Below are 14349 nucleotides of genomic sequence, written 5' to 3'. Positions count from 1 at the left end.
CTCAAATTCGGTAGGATTTTTTTGCGCAATCGTACCATCAACCTTTTCTTGAACTAAAACCAAAACTTCTGTTATGACTCGTCCAATTTTGAAAAAGGCACTACGGGCAAAGGATTTTCATTATGTACCCCTATGTGCTTTTCCAACCAAACAATATCAATCCACTGTCCAAGCTTATAACCACTCTTGGCAAAATGTCCAACCCTTTGAAAACCTACTTTTTCATGGAAGGCAACACTTGGGGGATTTGGAAAGGCAACACAGGCAATCATAGTTAAAATCCCTTGGGTTTTCAAGGTTTCCTCCAGGGCAGAATACAGCATAGAGCCTACGCCATAGCCGCGAAAATCCTGCCTAATGTATATTGTTGTTTCCACCGCCCAATTGTAGGCCGCACGGGCACGAAAGGAAGATGCATAGGAATAACCTATGATTTCTCCGTCTGTCATAGCTACGTAGTAGGGATAGTTTTGCAATGTATTGGAAATGCGCTTGGCAAACTCCTCCTCTGTAGGAACCTCATATTCAAAGGTAACGGTTGTATCGGTAACGTAGGGCGCATAAATCGCCAAAAGCTGCTTTGCATCTGCCACATTTGCAAGACGAAGAGAAATTTTTTTGTTCATAGTTTCCATCCTTTCGTTGTTCCTTTCGTTGTTTCTTTTATTGTATACCATGCAGGAAGAAAAAGCACTTGCTTTCTTATGAAAAAGAATGATTTGCATAGAAATATTTAATACTTTTTAAATTAACAGCAACCAATCTTTTCTATATCTGAAATACTGCACACTCAAAAAGCGATAACCATGTTATTGATGATTACCGCTTTTAAAACATCCATATTTTGAAACCCTAGTTCAAAATTTCGTCTAAAAAGCTTTCTGCTTCAAACCTTGCACCCAGCTCCAAATAATCAGAAATGGTCTGCCCCAAATCGGCAAAGGTTTTGCGCACGCCCAAATCCACGCCGGCCTTTACCTTTTTACCGTAAACCAGCAGGGGTACATATTCTCTGGAATGATCCGTGCTGGGGGTTGTGGGATCACACCCATGATCGGCAGTAATAAAGAGAATATCCTCTTCCTTCATCTGCGCCATAATTTCCGGGAGCTTCTTATCAAAATCCTCCAACGCAGACGCATAGCCCTCAACATCATTACGATGGCCATAAATCATATCCGTGTCCACTAAATTAGTAAAGAGAATGCCCTCAAATTCTTCCTTGGCATAAAAAATAGTTTTTTCAATACCATCATTATTATTTGTGGTATGATCAGCACGGGTAATGCCTTGATGCTCAAAAATATCCTCGATTTTACCTATGGCAGTTACATTTAAGCCTCTTCCTTTGGCCAAATCCAAAATAGTTGGGCCTGTTGGCGGTAAAGAAAAGTCCCTTCTGTTTTTCGTTCTTGCATAATTCCCCGCCTCGCCTTCAAAGGGGCGGGCAATGACACGGGCAACACCGTAATCACCGGAAAGAATTTCTCTTGCTTTTTGGCACATTTCGTATAATTTTTTCACAGAAATGACTTCCTCATGGGCCGCAATTTGGAACACGCTGTCCGCAGAGGTATAGACAATGGGGTAGCCTGTTTTTACATGCTCCGGCCCTAAATCCTGAATGATTTGCGTGCCTGATGCCGCAATATTCCCTAGGGTTTTTGTGCCGATTGCTTGCTCAAAAGCATCCATAACCTCTTTGGGAAAGCCTGTTTTTGTAAAGGTAGGAAAGGGCTTTGCCGTGATAATGCCTGCCATTTCCCAGTGCCCTGTTGTAGTATCCTTCCCAATGGATTTTTCAGCCATTTTCCCGAATGCTCCCTGGGGGGAATCTGTTTTGCCTAAAAGGTGAATCTCCTCTCCTTGAATGTTTCCAAGACCAAGAGCACACATATTTTTTAAATCTGTTTGGGGGCGCACTTTTTTGATATTCACCAGGGTATTGCTGCCAACATCGCCAAAGTCTTTTGCATCGGGCAATTCGCCGATTCCCACGCTGTCCAAAACAATAATAATCGCTCTTCTCATAAGCATCGTCCTCTCTAAATCAAATAATTTTTAAAATCAACGGAGGCAGAGGTTCTTTTTCCTCACCAATCGTAATTGCCTGTTGCATATATTCTGCCGCACTTATGCATTTTTTATCAGAAGAAGCAAAAATTTCTGCCAAAGGCTCTCCTGTTTTAACAAAATCGCCTAAGCGTTTTTTCATAATAATGCCTGCGCCAAAATCCAAAGGCTGTTCCTTATACCCACGGCCTGCGCCACTTTCCAAGGAAGCTCGTCCAATGAGTGCCGTATTCATATTATTCAAATAGCCATCCCCTTGGGCAAAAACGATTTTCTTGCTTGACGAAAGGGGCAAAAGCGAATAGTCCTCAATAATTGCAGGATTCCCCCCCTGCTGCACCAAAAGCTCACGAAGCTTTTCAAGACCCATGCCATTTTTAATATGGTGCTGCAACAAATATTTCCCCTTCTCAACACTGTCTACCCGTCCGGCCATCAGCAGCATATAGGCACCTAAGGTAAGAGATACCTCCAAAAGATCGCCGCCTACATTTCCTTTTAAAACCTCAATGGCCTCGATTACCTCTAAGCTATTGCCGATATTCATGCCCAAAGGCTGATCCATGGCACTAATGACCGCAGTCACCTTTCTGCCAACGTGACGCCCCATTTCAACCATAGTCGAAGCCAAGGTTTCCGCTGAAGCCAAATCCTGCATAAAAGCACCGCTGCCACATTTTACATCCAAAACAATTCCATCCGCTCCTGCCGCTATTTTTTTTGACATAATGCTTGCGGCAATCAAGGGAATACTATCCACAGTGCCTGTAACATCCCGCAAGGCGTAAAGCTTTTTATCTGCGGGGGTCAAGTTATCCGATTGGCTCATTAAAACAATATTGCTGTTTTTGGCAAATTCAATTGCCTCTTTTTCACTCACATCTACTTGAAACCCAGGGATAGATTCCAGCTTGTCAATGGTTCCGCCGGAAAAGCCAAGACCCCTGCCGCTCATTTTTATCACAGGAACGCCCACCGAAGCAACCAAAGGTGCCAAAATCAACGTGGTTGTATCGGCCACACCACCGGTACTGTGTTTATCGGCTTTAAAGCCCTCTACCTGGGAAAAATCAAACATACCTCCAGATTGCGCCATTTCCATGGTCAAGCAAGCCGTTTCCTCTGCATCCAGTTTTTTTAAAAATGCCGCCATAAGAAAAACGGATATTTGATAGTCTGGCAGACTGCCATCGGTGACCCCTTTTACAAAATACGCAATTTCTTCGTTGGATAATTTATTACCTTCTCTTTTTTTAATAATTATGTCCACAATATTCATAAAAAGCCCTCCTTTGGACCTGTTATTCATTTATGAAAAGCAGTAATCCTTTTATATCTTGCCAAAATCATTAATCAGGGACTACCAAAGGAAAAGAACCTCCCATTTCATGGCAAAGCTTATAATATCCCAATTTTTCACATTTTAGTAAATATATTATACCACGATTTCTTTAAAAAATCATTATAAAAAACCGCACTAAGGCATGATTTCGCAGGCCAAAGGCGGTTTCAATTGATTCACTCGCTTTTTTCTTTTAATAAATAGGTTTCAACGATTTCCGCCGCATCTTGAATGCAGCCTGTACAGCTGCGTAAAACAACACCGGTATCCAGTCCCTTTAGGGTTTTGCAATCCAAACTTCGATTTTTATCAACAAAAGCTTGTGTCATTGGTTTTAAGGTATTATAGCTGCTGACCTTGCTGCGTGGACGATCCAAATCCACATCAGAAACCTTTAACCCCACCAAATATGCCATTGCAGAAACCGCACCGCATGTTCCCATAATCCCCATGCCGCGTCCAAAGCATTCAACAGCACGAAAAGCCTCTTTTTCATCAACACCAAACAAATCGCAATAGGCACAAGCTACTGCCTGAGAGCAATTATATCCCTTTTGGTGATTTTCCATTACCTTTTCAATTCTGCTATCCATAAAATACCTCCGAGTTTCGTAAACTTCGTAACGTAAAAATTTAAACGCTATCCATTTAGACTGCAAATCCTCTTTAATTATATTATGTGCAAAGGGCATTCAAAATAAAAATAACTCTAACCATAAACGATTTTCAAATCTATCTAAGGCTTTAGGAAGATTGAAAGACATAGTTGACAGACATTCTTTTCTAAAAAAGCGCAGATAGTCGAGAAAATTTTTCTATTGGCAAGGAAAAACGTAGTAATAGTGGTGCTATTGCCAGGCATTATAACCATGCCCAAGGGAAGAATTTAGCGATACGATTATTCTTACGGAATCAGTCAGCGTTTCCTAATACTTCATAAAAATAACGAAATATGCAAATAAATAAAGGATACCCAGTCGTAAACGAGGTATCCCTTCGGAACATAAAAAATTACAGGCTATTAACCAATTTTGTTAAAGTAGATTTCTTTCTTGCAACTGCATTTTTATGATAAATGCCTTTGATATATGCTCTGTCAATTGAGGACACTGCATTTACCAAAGCTACAGAAGCTACTTCCTTGTCGCCTGCGTTCACTGCTACAATAACCTTCTTCATAGCTGTTTTAACCTGAGACTTAATCATCTTATTTCTCAAAGTTTTTTTGTTAATTACTTTAATTCTTTTCTTAGCGGATTTAATATTTGCCACTGTGTTTTCCTCCTAGTAAAATCATTCATTTTCTGTGGTTTCCGATATTGGGGAATATCGCCTTTTTATTACTACTACATTAACCACCCTCAGGAGTTTCCTCTCCCACGACACGGCTTGGGGCAATTTCTATTTAGACGCCCCTTGGTTAATTCAACACCATATATTTTACCCGATGAACGAAAATAAGTCAATGAATATATTTCAAAAGGACGGAAAAAATAAGGCAAAAGCGTGAAAGACGGTGAAATAAATGAAAGAAAAGGATGAAAAAAATACTTTTCAAATAAGAACAGACTTGGCCATTGAGGCCAGAGAAATGATTGGTGAAAAACAGGAGAACGCGGACGTGGAACCAAAGGGGGTTCAAGTTGAAACCCAAGAGGGAGAATGCTACACCTTAACAAGGGTAAGAATTGTAAACAAAGCAGGCAGTGAGGCTATGGGAAAGCCAATGGGAGAATATATTACCATTGAATCTCAAAAATTAAAAGAAAATGCCGTAGACTGCCACGAGGTAATTATTCAGCTTTTGGCAGATCAGCTGCGCAAGCTGGCGCAGCCCAAAGAAAAGGACTGTATTCTTGTAGCAGGCCTTGGAAACTGGAATATTACTCCTGATGCCTTAGGACCAAAAGTTATTTCCCGTATTTTGGTAACACGCCATTTACAAGGATGCTTACCAGAGGAAATTGAGGGAACCGTTCGACCTGTTGCCGCAATCAGTCCCGGTGTTATGGGGCTTACCGGCGTGGAAACAGGGGAAATCATTAAAGGCCTGGTAGAAAAAGTAAAGCCTACCTTATTAATTGCCATTGATGCCTTGGCGGCAAGACGTTCCAGCCGCATTAACGCAACCATTCAAATGTCCGATACGGGCGTTGCTCCCGGTGCCGGCGTAGGCAATAAAAGAATGGAGCTAAACCAAGAAACCTTAGGGATTCCCGTCATTGCCATTGGGGTGCCTACGGTGGTGGACGCCGCAACCTTGGTAAATGATACCATGGATCGAATTTTAGCAAGCATGATCAGCCAGACAAAAGAAGGTTCCAGCTTTTATCAAATGCTGCAGGACTTGGAGCAGGAAGAAAAATATACCATGATTACAGAAATTTTGGATCCCTATACGGAAAATATGTTTGTCACACCAAAAGAAGTGGATGCCGTCATAGACAGGCTTTCAAATATTATTGCCAATGGTATTAATATTGCTTTGCACCCCGGCATTACAATGGAAGATATCAGCAAATACAGCTAAGGCAGCTAAAACCTCCTAAAGTTCATAAACCCTTAGGAGGTTTTTTACTCCAAAAACAAATTTTATTGCCCAAAATTCGAATCATGGGTATTTTCCCCATCATCTCTGGGCTTTATATAGCCCATCGCCTGCCTGCTATCGCAGATTCCTTTTGTTGTGGGATCGGTGACTACACCAATGACAGCTAAAATCACACTAATAAGCAAAAACGGATTGCTTGCCACATTCTTTATTTCTTCCCAAACCAAAGACCAACTGGTAAAATCCTCCGGTTTTGCGCCCAGCGTTGCCATGATAACGCCAAATAAACCAATCCAAAAATATGGATTTTTTATGCGAACCCTCCAATTGATTTTCATGCTTCCACCCCTTTTCTTTTCCCTCACTAATTTACATAAAAGGCTCTATTACAATATATAATAAAAGTTCTGCGGAATTTCCTGAAAATGAAAATTTCTGCATAAAGCAAATGAAAAATTAAGTAAATGAAAAGAAGGGCTAGAATTTAAATTAAAATATTTTACAATTACCAGCTTCTAAAAAATCAAAACCCCAAGGAGTAGGGTAAGGGGAATAAAAAATTGTTTTCAAATTCGTCCATAACAAGGGGTGTGTATAAAAATTCGCAAAAAACCGCTCCCCAAAAAAATGAAAAGCGGTTCCCTAAATTATTTATTTTCTATCCAACTGCCAAGCTTCCGAAATCTTTCATATCTCTTTTCGCTGATTTTGGGGGAATCCTTATAAATTTCCTTAAAATCACCCCTTAGGGTTTCTTTCAGTTCATTACACATTTCCTCAAAACACCCAAATTTTTCTGGCAGAATTCGTTCCGCTACACCAAAGCGTTTCATATCCTCCGCAGTAATGCACAAGCATTTTGCCGCCTCTGCCGATGCCTCAAGAGATGCCTCTCCCCATAAAATACTGGCACAGCCCTCTGGAGAAATAACAGAAAACACGGCGTTTTCCAGCATATAAAGCCTATTTGCAACAGAAAGCCCCAGCGCACCGCCGCTGCCGCCTTCACCAATAACAACGGTAATAATTGGCGTTTTTAAGGCCATCATTTCCATCAAATTATCTGCAATTGCCTGCCCCTGCCCTCGCTCCTCTGCTTCCTCGCCGCAAAATGCACCTGCCGTATCCACCAAACAAATAATCGGTCGGTGAAACTTTTCCGCTTGCTTCATTAGGCGCAGCGCCTTGCGATAGCCTTCGGGCATAGGACTACCAAAATTGCATTGAATGCGCTCCTCAAGGTTTCTGCCTCGCTCAATGCCGATAAAGGTAACGGGCATTTCACCAAGCATTCCAATTCCGCCAACAATCGCCTGATCATCAGCATATTTTCTGTCTCCGTGAAGCTCTGTTCTGTCTGTAAACATTTTTTCAATATATGCCCTTGCCGTTGGACGGTCTTGTGACCTTGCCGTCAAAACTCTTTCGTAAGGTGATAACATATTGATTTTATACTTCTTGGCTTCTTGGCGAAAAAGTGCATCCTCCAATGCGGCACTATGCTCTTTCATTTCATGCTGACGCAGGAGTGTTGCTATGGTTTTTCTAAGCTGCGTTCTTGGCACAATGCCATCCACAAATCCATGCTCCAGCAGAAATTCTGCCTTCTGGAAATCATCAGGCAGCTTTTTCTTAGTGGTCTGCTCAATGACTCTGCGCCCCGCAAATCCAATGGTTGCATTAGGCTCAGATAAAATAATATCCCCAAGCATGGCAAAGCTTGCGGTAACACCACCTGTGGTGGGGTCAGTCAAAACGGTAATATATAAACCGCCCCGCTTGCTGTGATAATCCACTGCGCCGCTTACCTTTGCCATCTGCATCAGAGAAAGAATTCCCTCCTGCATTCTTGCTCCTCCCGAACAGGTAAAGCCAACCACGGGCAGCTTTTCCTCCGCAGCATATTCAAACAGCCTTGCCAGCTTCTCGCCCACAACGGAACCCATACTGCCCATCATAAACTGGGGTTCCATCACAAATAATGCACATTCCTGCCCCTTAAAAGAAGCACGGCCGCACAATACCGCCTCATTCTCTCCCGATCCCATTTTACCGCTTTCCAGCTTCACATCATAGCCGGGAAAATTGAGGGGATCATTAGTAGAAAGCTGGGTTAAAAACTCACGAAAGCTCCCTTTATCACAAAGCGCTTTCACTCTGGTTCTTGCGCTAATACGGAAATGATGACCGCATGAGGGGCAGACCATTTTATTTTTTGCAACGTTCCGCTTTGTTTCAAAGGACTTGCAAACGGGACAGCGCATTTTTTCATCTACAACAGGGGTGATTCCCCCTTCTTCCAAATTATTTTTCGATTTGCGGAACAACCCCACGATATTTTGCAAGCGAATCACTTCCCTTCCGCTAAAATTTCAGGCAAAATCAGCGTATCATACGCTCCATGCCAATAGGTTTTGCTACGAATCAACTTTAGCTGATCCTCAATATTTGTATTTACCCCTTCAATGATCATTTCACATAAAGCCGCCTCCATTTTTCGGATGGCATTCTCTCTGGTATTTGCAAAAACAATTAGCTTGCCCAGCATGGAATCATAATAAGGCACAACCTCACATTCTTGGATCAAAGCCGTATCAAAATGTACCCTTGCGCCCCCGGGAATATGAAGAAAATTAATCTTCCCCGTAGACCTTGCATTAATACGGCATTCTATGGAATGTCCCTTTAAATGAACATCCTCCTGCTCAAAATCCAAAGGAATTTCACAGGCAATGCGAATTTGCCATTTTACAATGTCAACCCCACTGATTTCCTCCGTAATAGGATGCTCAACCTGTAAGCGGGTATTCATTTCGATAAAATAAAATTCTCCGTTAGGTGCCAGTAAAAACTCCACCGTCCCTGCATTGGTGTAATTTGCGGCTTTTGCAGCTTTCATTGCCGCCTCCATCATTTTGGAGCGAATTTCCTCCGTCATGACAGGGCTTGGCGTTTCCTCCAATACCTTTTGCTTATTCAGCTGTAGGGAACAATCTCTTTCGCCTAAGCATACCATATTCCCAAAATGGTCGGCCAAAATCTGCATTTCCACATGACGAACATGGGTCAAATATTTTTCCAAAAATACCTCACCATTGCCAAAGGCACTTTTTGCCTCTGCCGATGCAGTAAAAAAAGCGTGTTCCAGCTCTTCTCTTGAATTTACCACTCTGATTCCCTTGCCGCCACCGCCGGCAGTTGCTTTTACCAATAAGGGAAACCCGATTTCCTCAGCTAAGGCCTTTGCCTCCGCAACGTCCTTTAAAATTTCCGTTCCTGGAACCACAGGCACGCCGATTTCCTTCATCAGTCTACGGGCATGGTCTTTATCCCCCATGCTTTCCATCACTTGACTTTTCGGCCCAATAAAAACAATTCCATTTGCTTCGCAAAGTGCTGCAAACTCGGGGTTTTCCGAAAGAAATCCGTATCCGGGATGGATGGCGCCGGCGTTGCAGGCCAAAGCAGCACTAATAATGTTTTTTTGATTTAAGTAGCTTTCCGTGGCACTTTTCCCGCCGATGCAAATTCTCTCATCCGCCAAAGCCACAGGCAGAGAATTGCGATCTGCCTCAGAAAATACCGCTACTGTTTCAATTCCCATTTCCTTGCAGGCACGAATAATGCGCACTGCGATTTCTCCACGATTTGCCACGAGAATTTTTGTAAACATATCCTCAAGTCTCCTTTATTAATGCAAACGAAAATTCAGCACGCACGCACAGCTTTCCGTTTACGAAGCCTTTTCCTTCGGCCCAGTAAAACACACCTTTATTTTTAATCAGCTTGCATTGTGTTTCAAGAACATCGCCGGGACGTACACTGTTTTTAAAGCGCACCTTATCAAGCCCTGTAAAAAAAGGCGTTACCCCTTCATTTTCCTTTGAAAGCAGTACACAGGTGGACTGACCCAAAATTTCACATAAAATGACACCTGGTACCACAGGGTTTTCAGGAAAATGACCCTGCAAAAACCATTCGTCTCCTGTAATGGTCTTTTTGCCATAAGCAACACCGTCTTTCACCTCTGCCTCGTCAATCAAAAGCATGGCATCTCTATGGGGCAAAACCTTCTTGATTTCCTCTTGATTCACGTCAAGCCTCCTCACGAATGCAAACCAATACCTGGCCGTACTCTACAATCTGTCCGTTATCCACAGGAATTGCAACGACTTCGCCGTCTTTTTCCGCCTCAATGGTATTGAACATTTTCATGGATTCCACGATACATACAGCATCGCCTTTTTTCACCTTATCGCCAACCTTGATATAAGGGGCAGAACCAGCTTGGGGCGCCAGATAAACAGTACCAACCAATGGAGATTTCTGCTCATACGCCGTTATCGTTTCCTCTACAGGTTTCTTTTCTTCCATGGTAATTGTTGTTTCTTCCTCGAAAATTTCAATTTCCCTTGGAACTTCCTGCAAAACAACTTTACCACCGGCAGACTCTAAAACCAAACGAACATCGCCCTCTGTTAAATCCAGCTTTGTCAGTTGATTTTGTTTCAATATTTTAGCCAAATCTGATATCTTTTTGATTTCCATCATCATCAATCCTTTATTTTTCTAAATGCAACACAGGCATTATGTCCACCAAAGCCTAAGGAAGTGGAAAGAGCCCCTTCCAAAGCCGCTTCCACTACAACATTTGGTGTATAATTCAAATCGCACTTGGGATCCTGTTCCTTTAAGTTAATGGTAGGAGGAACCATACCGTTTTTCATTGCCAAAATAGAAGCAATGGCCTCCACCGCACCTGCTGCACCCAGCATATGACCGGTCATGGACTTAGTGGAGCTGATATGAAGCTTGCCTGCGTCCTCGCCAAAAGCATTGTGAATTGCTTGGGTTTCCACAGTATCATTCATGGGTGTTCCTGTTCCATGGGCATTATAATACAGCTGTTCCGGTGCAATGCCTTCCAGCCCCTTTGCCGCATCCCTTATTGCCTTTGCGCTTGCCTTTGCTTCAGGAGATGGTGCTGTCACATGGTGTGCATCACAGGTGGAGCCATAGCCAACCACCTCAGCATAAATTTTTGCACCTCTTGCCTTTGCATGTTCATAATCCTCTAAAATCAAAGTGCCTGCGCCTTCCCCCATAACAAAGCCGCCTCGTCTGCTATCAAAGGGCAGAGAAGCCGCGTCAGCATCGTCAGAAGGACTTAATGCCATACAACTGCCAAAACCTGCAACGGCCAAAGGTACGATGGAAGCCTCGGCGCCGCCACAAATTGCCGCTGTGGCATAGCCATGCATAATGGCACGATATCCTTCGCCAATTGCCGTAGTTCCTGTGGCACAAGCAGTAGTAACCGATACACAGGCACCCTCTGCACCATAACGAATGGCAATATTTCCTGCGGCAATATTGCTAATCATTTTGGGAATAAACAGTGGGGAAATTTTCCTTGCCCCTTTTTCTATCAAGGTAGCGGAACTTTCACAAAAAGTTTCAAAACCGCCTACACCTGAACCATAGTAAACGGCAAGCTCCTCTTGCGCAACCTTGCTCTCCAAGCCACTGTCCTCCATTGCCTGGGCAGTAGCCGCCAAAGCATAAACAGAAAAACGGTCTAGTTTTTTTGCCGCTAATTTTTCCATATATAAGGTTGGATCAAAATCCTTTAATTCTGCCGCTAACCTAAATTTACTTTCGGAAACGTCAAAACGTGTGATGCTTGAAATCCCGTTTTTTCCTTCCACCAAGCCTTGCCAAAAGCTTTCAACTGTATTTCCGATAGGGGTAACCGCCCCTAAACCTGTCACAACAACTCTTCTCATACAAACCTCCTACATTGCCATACCGCCGTCGATGCGGATTACTTCGCCGGTTATATAATCTGATGCATCGGTGGCAAGGAATAATGCCAGCTTTGCTACATCCTCTGCCTGCCCGAAGCGTTTCATGGGAATTGCATTTTTAATTTCATCATTCGAAGTAAAGGTTTCTGTCATATCCGTAGCGATAAAGCCCGGTGCAATGGCATTGCAGCAAACACCACGGGATGCCAGTTCCTTCGCCACTGATTTTGTCAACCCTACCAAACCTGCCTTGGACGCAGAATAATTTGACTGCCCTGCATTTCCCATCAAGCCCGAAACCGAACTAATATTGATAATTTTCCCACTTTTTTGCTTTAAAAACAGGGGATACACCTGCTTGATCATATAAAAGGCACCCTTTAAATTGGTATCCACCACGCTGTCAAAGTTTTCTACCTTCATCATGGGAATTAAGCCGTCTTTTGTGATTCCCGCATTGTTAACCAAAATTTGAATTCCGCCAAAGTCAGCCACAATTTCCTTCACCTTCGTCGCAACCTGGGTTGCATCGGCAACATTACACTGATAGCCTTTGGCCTTTACCCCCATGGCTTCCAATTCCTTTTGAGTCTCTTCCGCCTTTTGGGTATTTCCTGCATATAAAAAAGCAATATCTGCTCCATTTTTCGCGAATAATTTGCAGATAGCTGCGCCAATTCCTCTGGAACCGCCCGTTACAACTGCTACCTTTCCTTTGAGCATATCATATCCTCCTCTTTGAGCTTTTGTATTTCCTCCATAGAAGAAACGGAATAAACCTTACTTTCCGGTAAGATACGAGAAATCAATTTCTTTAATGTATCTCCCACGCCCACCTCAATAAAAGTATCAAACCCATCCGCCGCCATTTGCTCTATGCTTTCCTGCCAACGCAGCGCATGATCAATCTGGGGGGACATCCAAGCCCGCACATCTTCCTCATAGGGCTTTGCCATATAATTGGAGTAAACGGGAATTTCAGGCTTCTGAATCTGATATTCCTTTAATGCCTCAGCAAAATCTTTTGCCGCTTCCTTCATAAACGGGGAGTGAAAGCCGCCGCCTACTTTAATGGGCAAGCCTCTGCCGCCGGCTTCTCTGACTGCCTTTGAGAAGGCCTCCATTTCCTCTTTTTGCCCTGCAACCACCAACTGCCCGGGGCCATTATAGTTTACAGGATAAACCTGTTCAAAACTTTTACATATCTCTTCTACCTTGCTGTTTTCCAGCTTCATTACCGCAAGCATAGTGCCTGGGTTTTTTTCGGCTTCCCTTGCCATAACCCGCCCTCTAAAAGAGGCCAGTCGAAAACCGTCTAAAGGTGCATAGGCTCCCGCAAAGGCCAATGCGGGAATTTCCCCTAAGGAAAATCCGGCAACACCATCTGGAATAATGCCCTCTTCTTTTAACGCCAGTGCCGCCGCTAAGTCCGTTAAATATAAGCAGGGCTGCGTATTTTCTGTATTTTTCAGTTCTTCCTCTGTTCCAAAAAAGCACTGGTTTAGGGTATTGGGGCGAATTTTCTCCGCCCCGTTGAATAAGTTTTTGATACTTTCTTTTTCGTCATAGAAGCTTTTGCCCATGCCCGCTTTTTGCGCACCTTGACCGGAGAAAACAAATGCTATTTTACCCATTTTGCGCCTCCTTTTAACAAAAGTTCTGCCTCTGTTGCAATGTCCCTTAAAATTTCTGCGGCAGGCTGTTCTTTTTTCACCATACCGGATATCTGCCCTGCTAAGAAACAGCCTTCCTTAGTGTCACCTTCCACAGCCGCCTTTCTCAAAGCGCCCACACCCAATTCCGCAACCATTTCTGCTGTGGTTTCGGGTGCGTATTCTTTTTTCAAAAATTCCCGTGTAAAATTGTTTTTCAAACCACGGCAGGTATTTCCGCCAAACCTTCTACCTGTGGTTGTGGTAGAAATATCGCTTGCCTTTAGAACCATTTCTTTATAATTGGGATGAACGGAACACTCCTCGGCCAAAAGGAATCTGGTACCCATTTGTACCCCAACGGCACCCAGCATAAAAGCCGCTGCAATTCCTCTGCCATCACCAATACCACCTGCCGCCAATACAGGAATTTTCACTGCGTCGCAAACCTGAGGGACTAAAGGCATGGTACTCATATCACCGATATGACCACCGGATTCACCGCCTTCGGCAATGACCGCCGCCGCTCCTGCTTTTTCCATCATTTTTGCCGCCGCTACGGATGCCGCAACAGGAATCACTTTAATTCCCGCCTCATTCCACATGGGTATAAACTTTGTAGGGACGCCGGCACCTGTTGTTACCACAGGAACCTTTTCCTCCACAACAATCTTTGCGACCTCCTCCACATGGGGGCTCATCAGCATAATATTTACGCCAAAGGGCTTATCCGTCAATCCCCGAGCAATTTGAATTTGCTCACGAAGATAATCACCGCCGGCATTCATTGCAGAGATAATGCCTAAGCCGCCGCCGTTTGAAACCGCCGCCGCCAGCTTGCCATCGGCAATCCAAGCCATACCGCCCTGAAAAATGGGATATTCAATTCCTAACATAGAACAGATAGGTGAAAGGATCATTCTG

15 protein-coding genes are annotated in these 14349 nt (G+C 43.5%); 1 reads left to right on the top strand and 14 read right to left on the bottom strand.

Annotation, left to right across the window (positions count from 1 at the left end; all coding sequences use genetic code 11):
• Positions 1–71 precede the first annotated feature (71 nt).
• The 5 genes from CLNEO_RS13950 to rpsT all read right to left on the bottom strand — a co-directional run bounded on the left by CLNEO_RS13950 (position 72) and on the right by rpsT (position 4687).
• Positions 72–626 carry a GNAT family N-acetyltransferase gene (locus CLNEO_RS13950; RefSeq protein WP_066090452.1) on the bottom strand — a complete coding sequence of 185 codons (555 nt, stop codon included), beginning with the start codon at positions 624–626 and terminating at the stop codon, positions 72–74.
• Positions 627–852: 226 nt separating this feature from the next.
• A complete protein-coding gene (locus CLNEO_RS13945; protein WP_066090449.1) occupies positions 853–2031 on the bottom strand; it encodes a phosphopentomutase in 1179 nt (392 codons plus the stop codon).
• A 19-nt stretch (positions 2032–2050) separates the two neighbouring features.
• Positions 2051–3352: a thymidine phosphorylase gene (locus CLNEO_RS13940; RefSeq protein ID WP_066090446.1), complete on the bottom strand. Its 1302-nt coding sequence runs from the start codon at positions 3350–3352 to the stop codon at positions 2051–2053.
• Between the two features lie 239 nt (positions 3353–3591).
• Positions 3592–4008, bottom strand: a complete 417-nt coding sequence (locus tag CLNEO_RS13935) for a C-GCAxxG-C-C family protein (RefSeq protein ID WP_066090443.1) — start codon at positions 4006–4008, stop codon at positions 3592–3594.
• A 418-nt stretch (positions 4009–4426) separates the two neighbouring features.
• Positions 4427–4687, bottom strand: coding sequence for a 30S ribosomal protein S20 (gene rpsT, locus CLNEO_RS13930; protein ID WP_066090440.1), 261 nt, complete (start codon positions 4685–4687; stop codon positions 4427–4429).
• A gap of 253 nt (positions 4688–4940) precedes the next feature.
• Between rpsT and gpr the strand changes: the two genes are divergently transcribed.
• Positions 4941–5945, top strand: a complete 1005-nt coding sequence (gpr, locus tag CLNEO_RS13925; RefSeq protein WP_066090437.1) for a GPR endopeptidase — start codon at positions 4941–4943, stop codon at positions 5943–5945.
• 62 nt (positions 5946–6007) lie between these two features.
• Here gpr and CLNEO_RS13920 read toward each other — a convergent pair whose 3' ends face one another.
• The 9 genes from CLNEO_RS13920 to CLNEO_RS13880 form a co-directional block, all read right to left on the bottom strand.
• Positions 6008–6304 carry a phage holin gene (locus tag CLNEO_RS13920; protein WP_066090434.1) on the bottom strand — a complete coding sequence of 99 codons (297 nt, stop codon included), beginning with the start codon at positions 6302–6304 and terminating at the stop codon, positions 6008–6010.
• Between the two features lie 309 nt (positions 6305–6613).
• On the bottom strand, positions 6614–8320 hold the full coding sequence (gene accD / locus CLNEO_RS13915; RefSeq protein ID WP_242864222.1) for an acetyl-CoA carboxylase, carboxyltransferase subunit beta: 1707 nt from the start codon (positions 8318–8320) through the stop codon (positions 6614–6616).
• Positions 8317–9639 (bottom strand): acetyl-CoA carboxylase biotin carboxylase subunit, encoded by a 1323-nt coding sequence (locus CLNEO_RS13910; RefSeq protein ID WP_066090430.1) that lies wholly within the window; start codon positions 9637–9639, stop codon positions 8317–8319. The genes accD and CLNEO_RS13910 overlap by 4 nt, the downstream gene beginning before the upstream one ends.
• Before the next feature lie 4 nt (positions 9640–9643).
• Complete coding sequence (fabZ, locus tag CLNEO_RS13905) at positions 9644–10060, bottom strand: 3-hydroxyacyl-ACP dehydratase FabZ (protein ID WP_066090427.1); 417 nt, start codon at positions 10058–10060, stop codon at positions 9644–9646.
• 1 nt (position 10061) lies between these two features.
• Positions 10062–10514: an acetyl-CoA carboxylase biotin carboxyl carrier protein gene (gene accB / locus CLNEO_RS13900; protein ID WP_157723600.1), complete on the bottom strand. Its 453-nt coding sequence runs from the start codon at positions 10512–10514 to the stop codon at positions 10062–10064.
• 5 nt (positions 10515–10519) lie between these two features.
• Positions 10520–11752, bottom strand: a complete 1233-nt coding sequence (gene fabF, locus CLNEO_RS13895) for a beta-ketoacyl-ACP synthase II (RefSeq protein WP_066090421.1) — start codon at positions 11750–11752, stop codon at positions 10520–10522.
• Between the two features lie 9 nt (positions 11753–11761).
• Positions 11762–12496, bottom strand: coding sequence for a 3-oxoacyl-[acyl-carrier-protein] reductase (gene fabG / locus CLNEO_RS13890; protein ID WP_066090418.1), 735 nt, complete (start codon positions 12494–12496; stop codon positions 11762–11764).
• Positions 12478–13407, bottom strand: a complete 930-nt coding sequence (locus CLNEO_RS13885; RefSeq protein WP_066090415.1) for an ACP S-malonyltransferase — start codon at positions 13405–13407, stop codon at positions 12478–12480. The genes fabG and CLNEO_RS13885 overlap by 19 nt, the downstream gene beginning before the upstream one ends.
• Positions 13395–14345 carry a nitronate monooxygenase gene (locus CLNEO_RS13880; RefSeq protein WP_066090413.1) on the bottom strand — a complete coding sequence of 317 codons (951 nt, stop codon included), beginning with the start codon at positions 14343–14345 and terminating at the stop codon, positions 13395–13397. The genes CLNEO_RS13885 and CLNEO_RS13880 overlap by 13 nt, the downstream gene beginning before the upstream one ends.
• Between the last annotated feature and the right edge of the window lie 4 nt (positions 14346–14349).

Origin of the sequence: Anaerotignum neopropionicum (assembly GCF_001571775.1) — a bacterium.
GTDB classification, from domain to species: Bacteria; Bacillota; Clostridia; order Lachnospirales; family Anaerotignaceae; genus Chakrabartyella; species Chakrabartyella neopropionicum.
Note: the sequence above shows the minus strand (reverse complement) of the source record. Positions and strands in the feature narration are given on the sequence as shown.

Excerpts from the sequence above, each read along its gene's own strand:
- CLNEO_RS13950 (WP_066090452.1), bottom strand. The coding sequence starts at position 626 with ATGAACAAAAAAATTTCTCTTCGTCTTGCAAATGTGGCAGATGCAAAG.
- CLNEO_RS13945 (WP_066090449.1), bottom strand. The coding sequence starts at position 2,031 with ATGAGAAGAGCGATTATTATTGTTTTGGACAGCGTGGGAATCGGCGAA.
- CLNEO_RS13940 (WP_066090446.1), bottom strand. The coding sequence starts at position 3,352 with ATGAATATTGTGGACATAATTATTAAAAAAAGAGAAGGTAATAAATTA.
- CLNEO_RS13935 (WP_066090443.1), bottom strand. The coding sequence starts at position 4,008 with ATGGATAGCAGAATTGAAAAGGTAATGGAAAATCACCAAAAGGGATAT.
- gpr (WP_066090437.1), top strand. The coding sequence starts at position 4,941 with ATGAAAGAAAAGGATGAAAAAAATACTTTTCAAATAAGAACAGACTTG.
- CLNEO_RS13920 (WP_066090434.1), bottom strand. The coding sequence starts at position 6,304 with ATGAAAATCAATTGGAGGGTTCGCATAAAAAATCCATATTTTTGGATT.
- CLNEO_RS13910 (WP_066090430.1), bottom strand. The coding sequence starts at position 9,639 with ATGTTTACAAAAATTCTCGTGGCAAATCGTGGAGAAATCGCAGTGCGC.
- accB (WP_157723600.1), bottom strand. The coding sequence starts at position 10,514 with ATGGAAATCAAAAAGATATCAGATTTGGCTAAAATATTGAAACAAAAT.
- fabF (WP_066090421.1), bottom strand. The coding sequence starts at position 11,752 with ATGAGAAGAGTTGTTGTGACAGGTTTAGGGGCGGTTACCCCTATCGGA.
- fabG (WP_066090418.1), bottom strand. The coding sequence starts at position 12,496 with ATGCTCAAAGGAAAGGTAGCAGTTGTAACGGGCGGTTCCAGAGGAATT.
- CLNEO_RS13885 (WP_066090415.1), bottom strand. The coding sequence starts at position 13,407 with ATGGGTAAAATAGCATTTGTTTTCTCCGGTCAAGGTGCGCAAAAAGCG.
- CLNEO_RS13880 (WP_066090413.1), bottom strand. The coding sequence starts at position 14,345 with ATGATCCTTTCACCTATCTGTTCTATGTTAGGAATTGAATATCCCATT.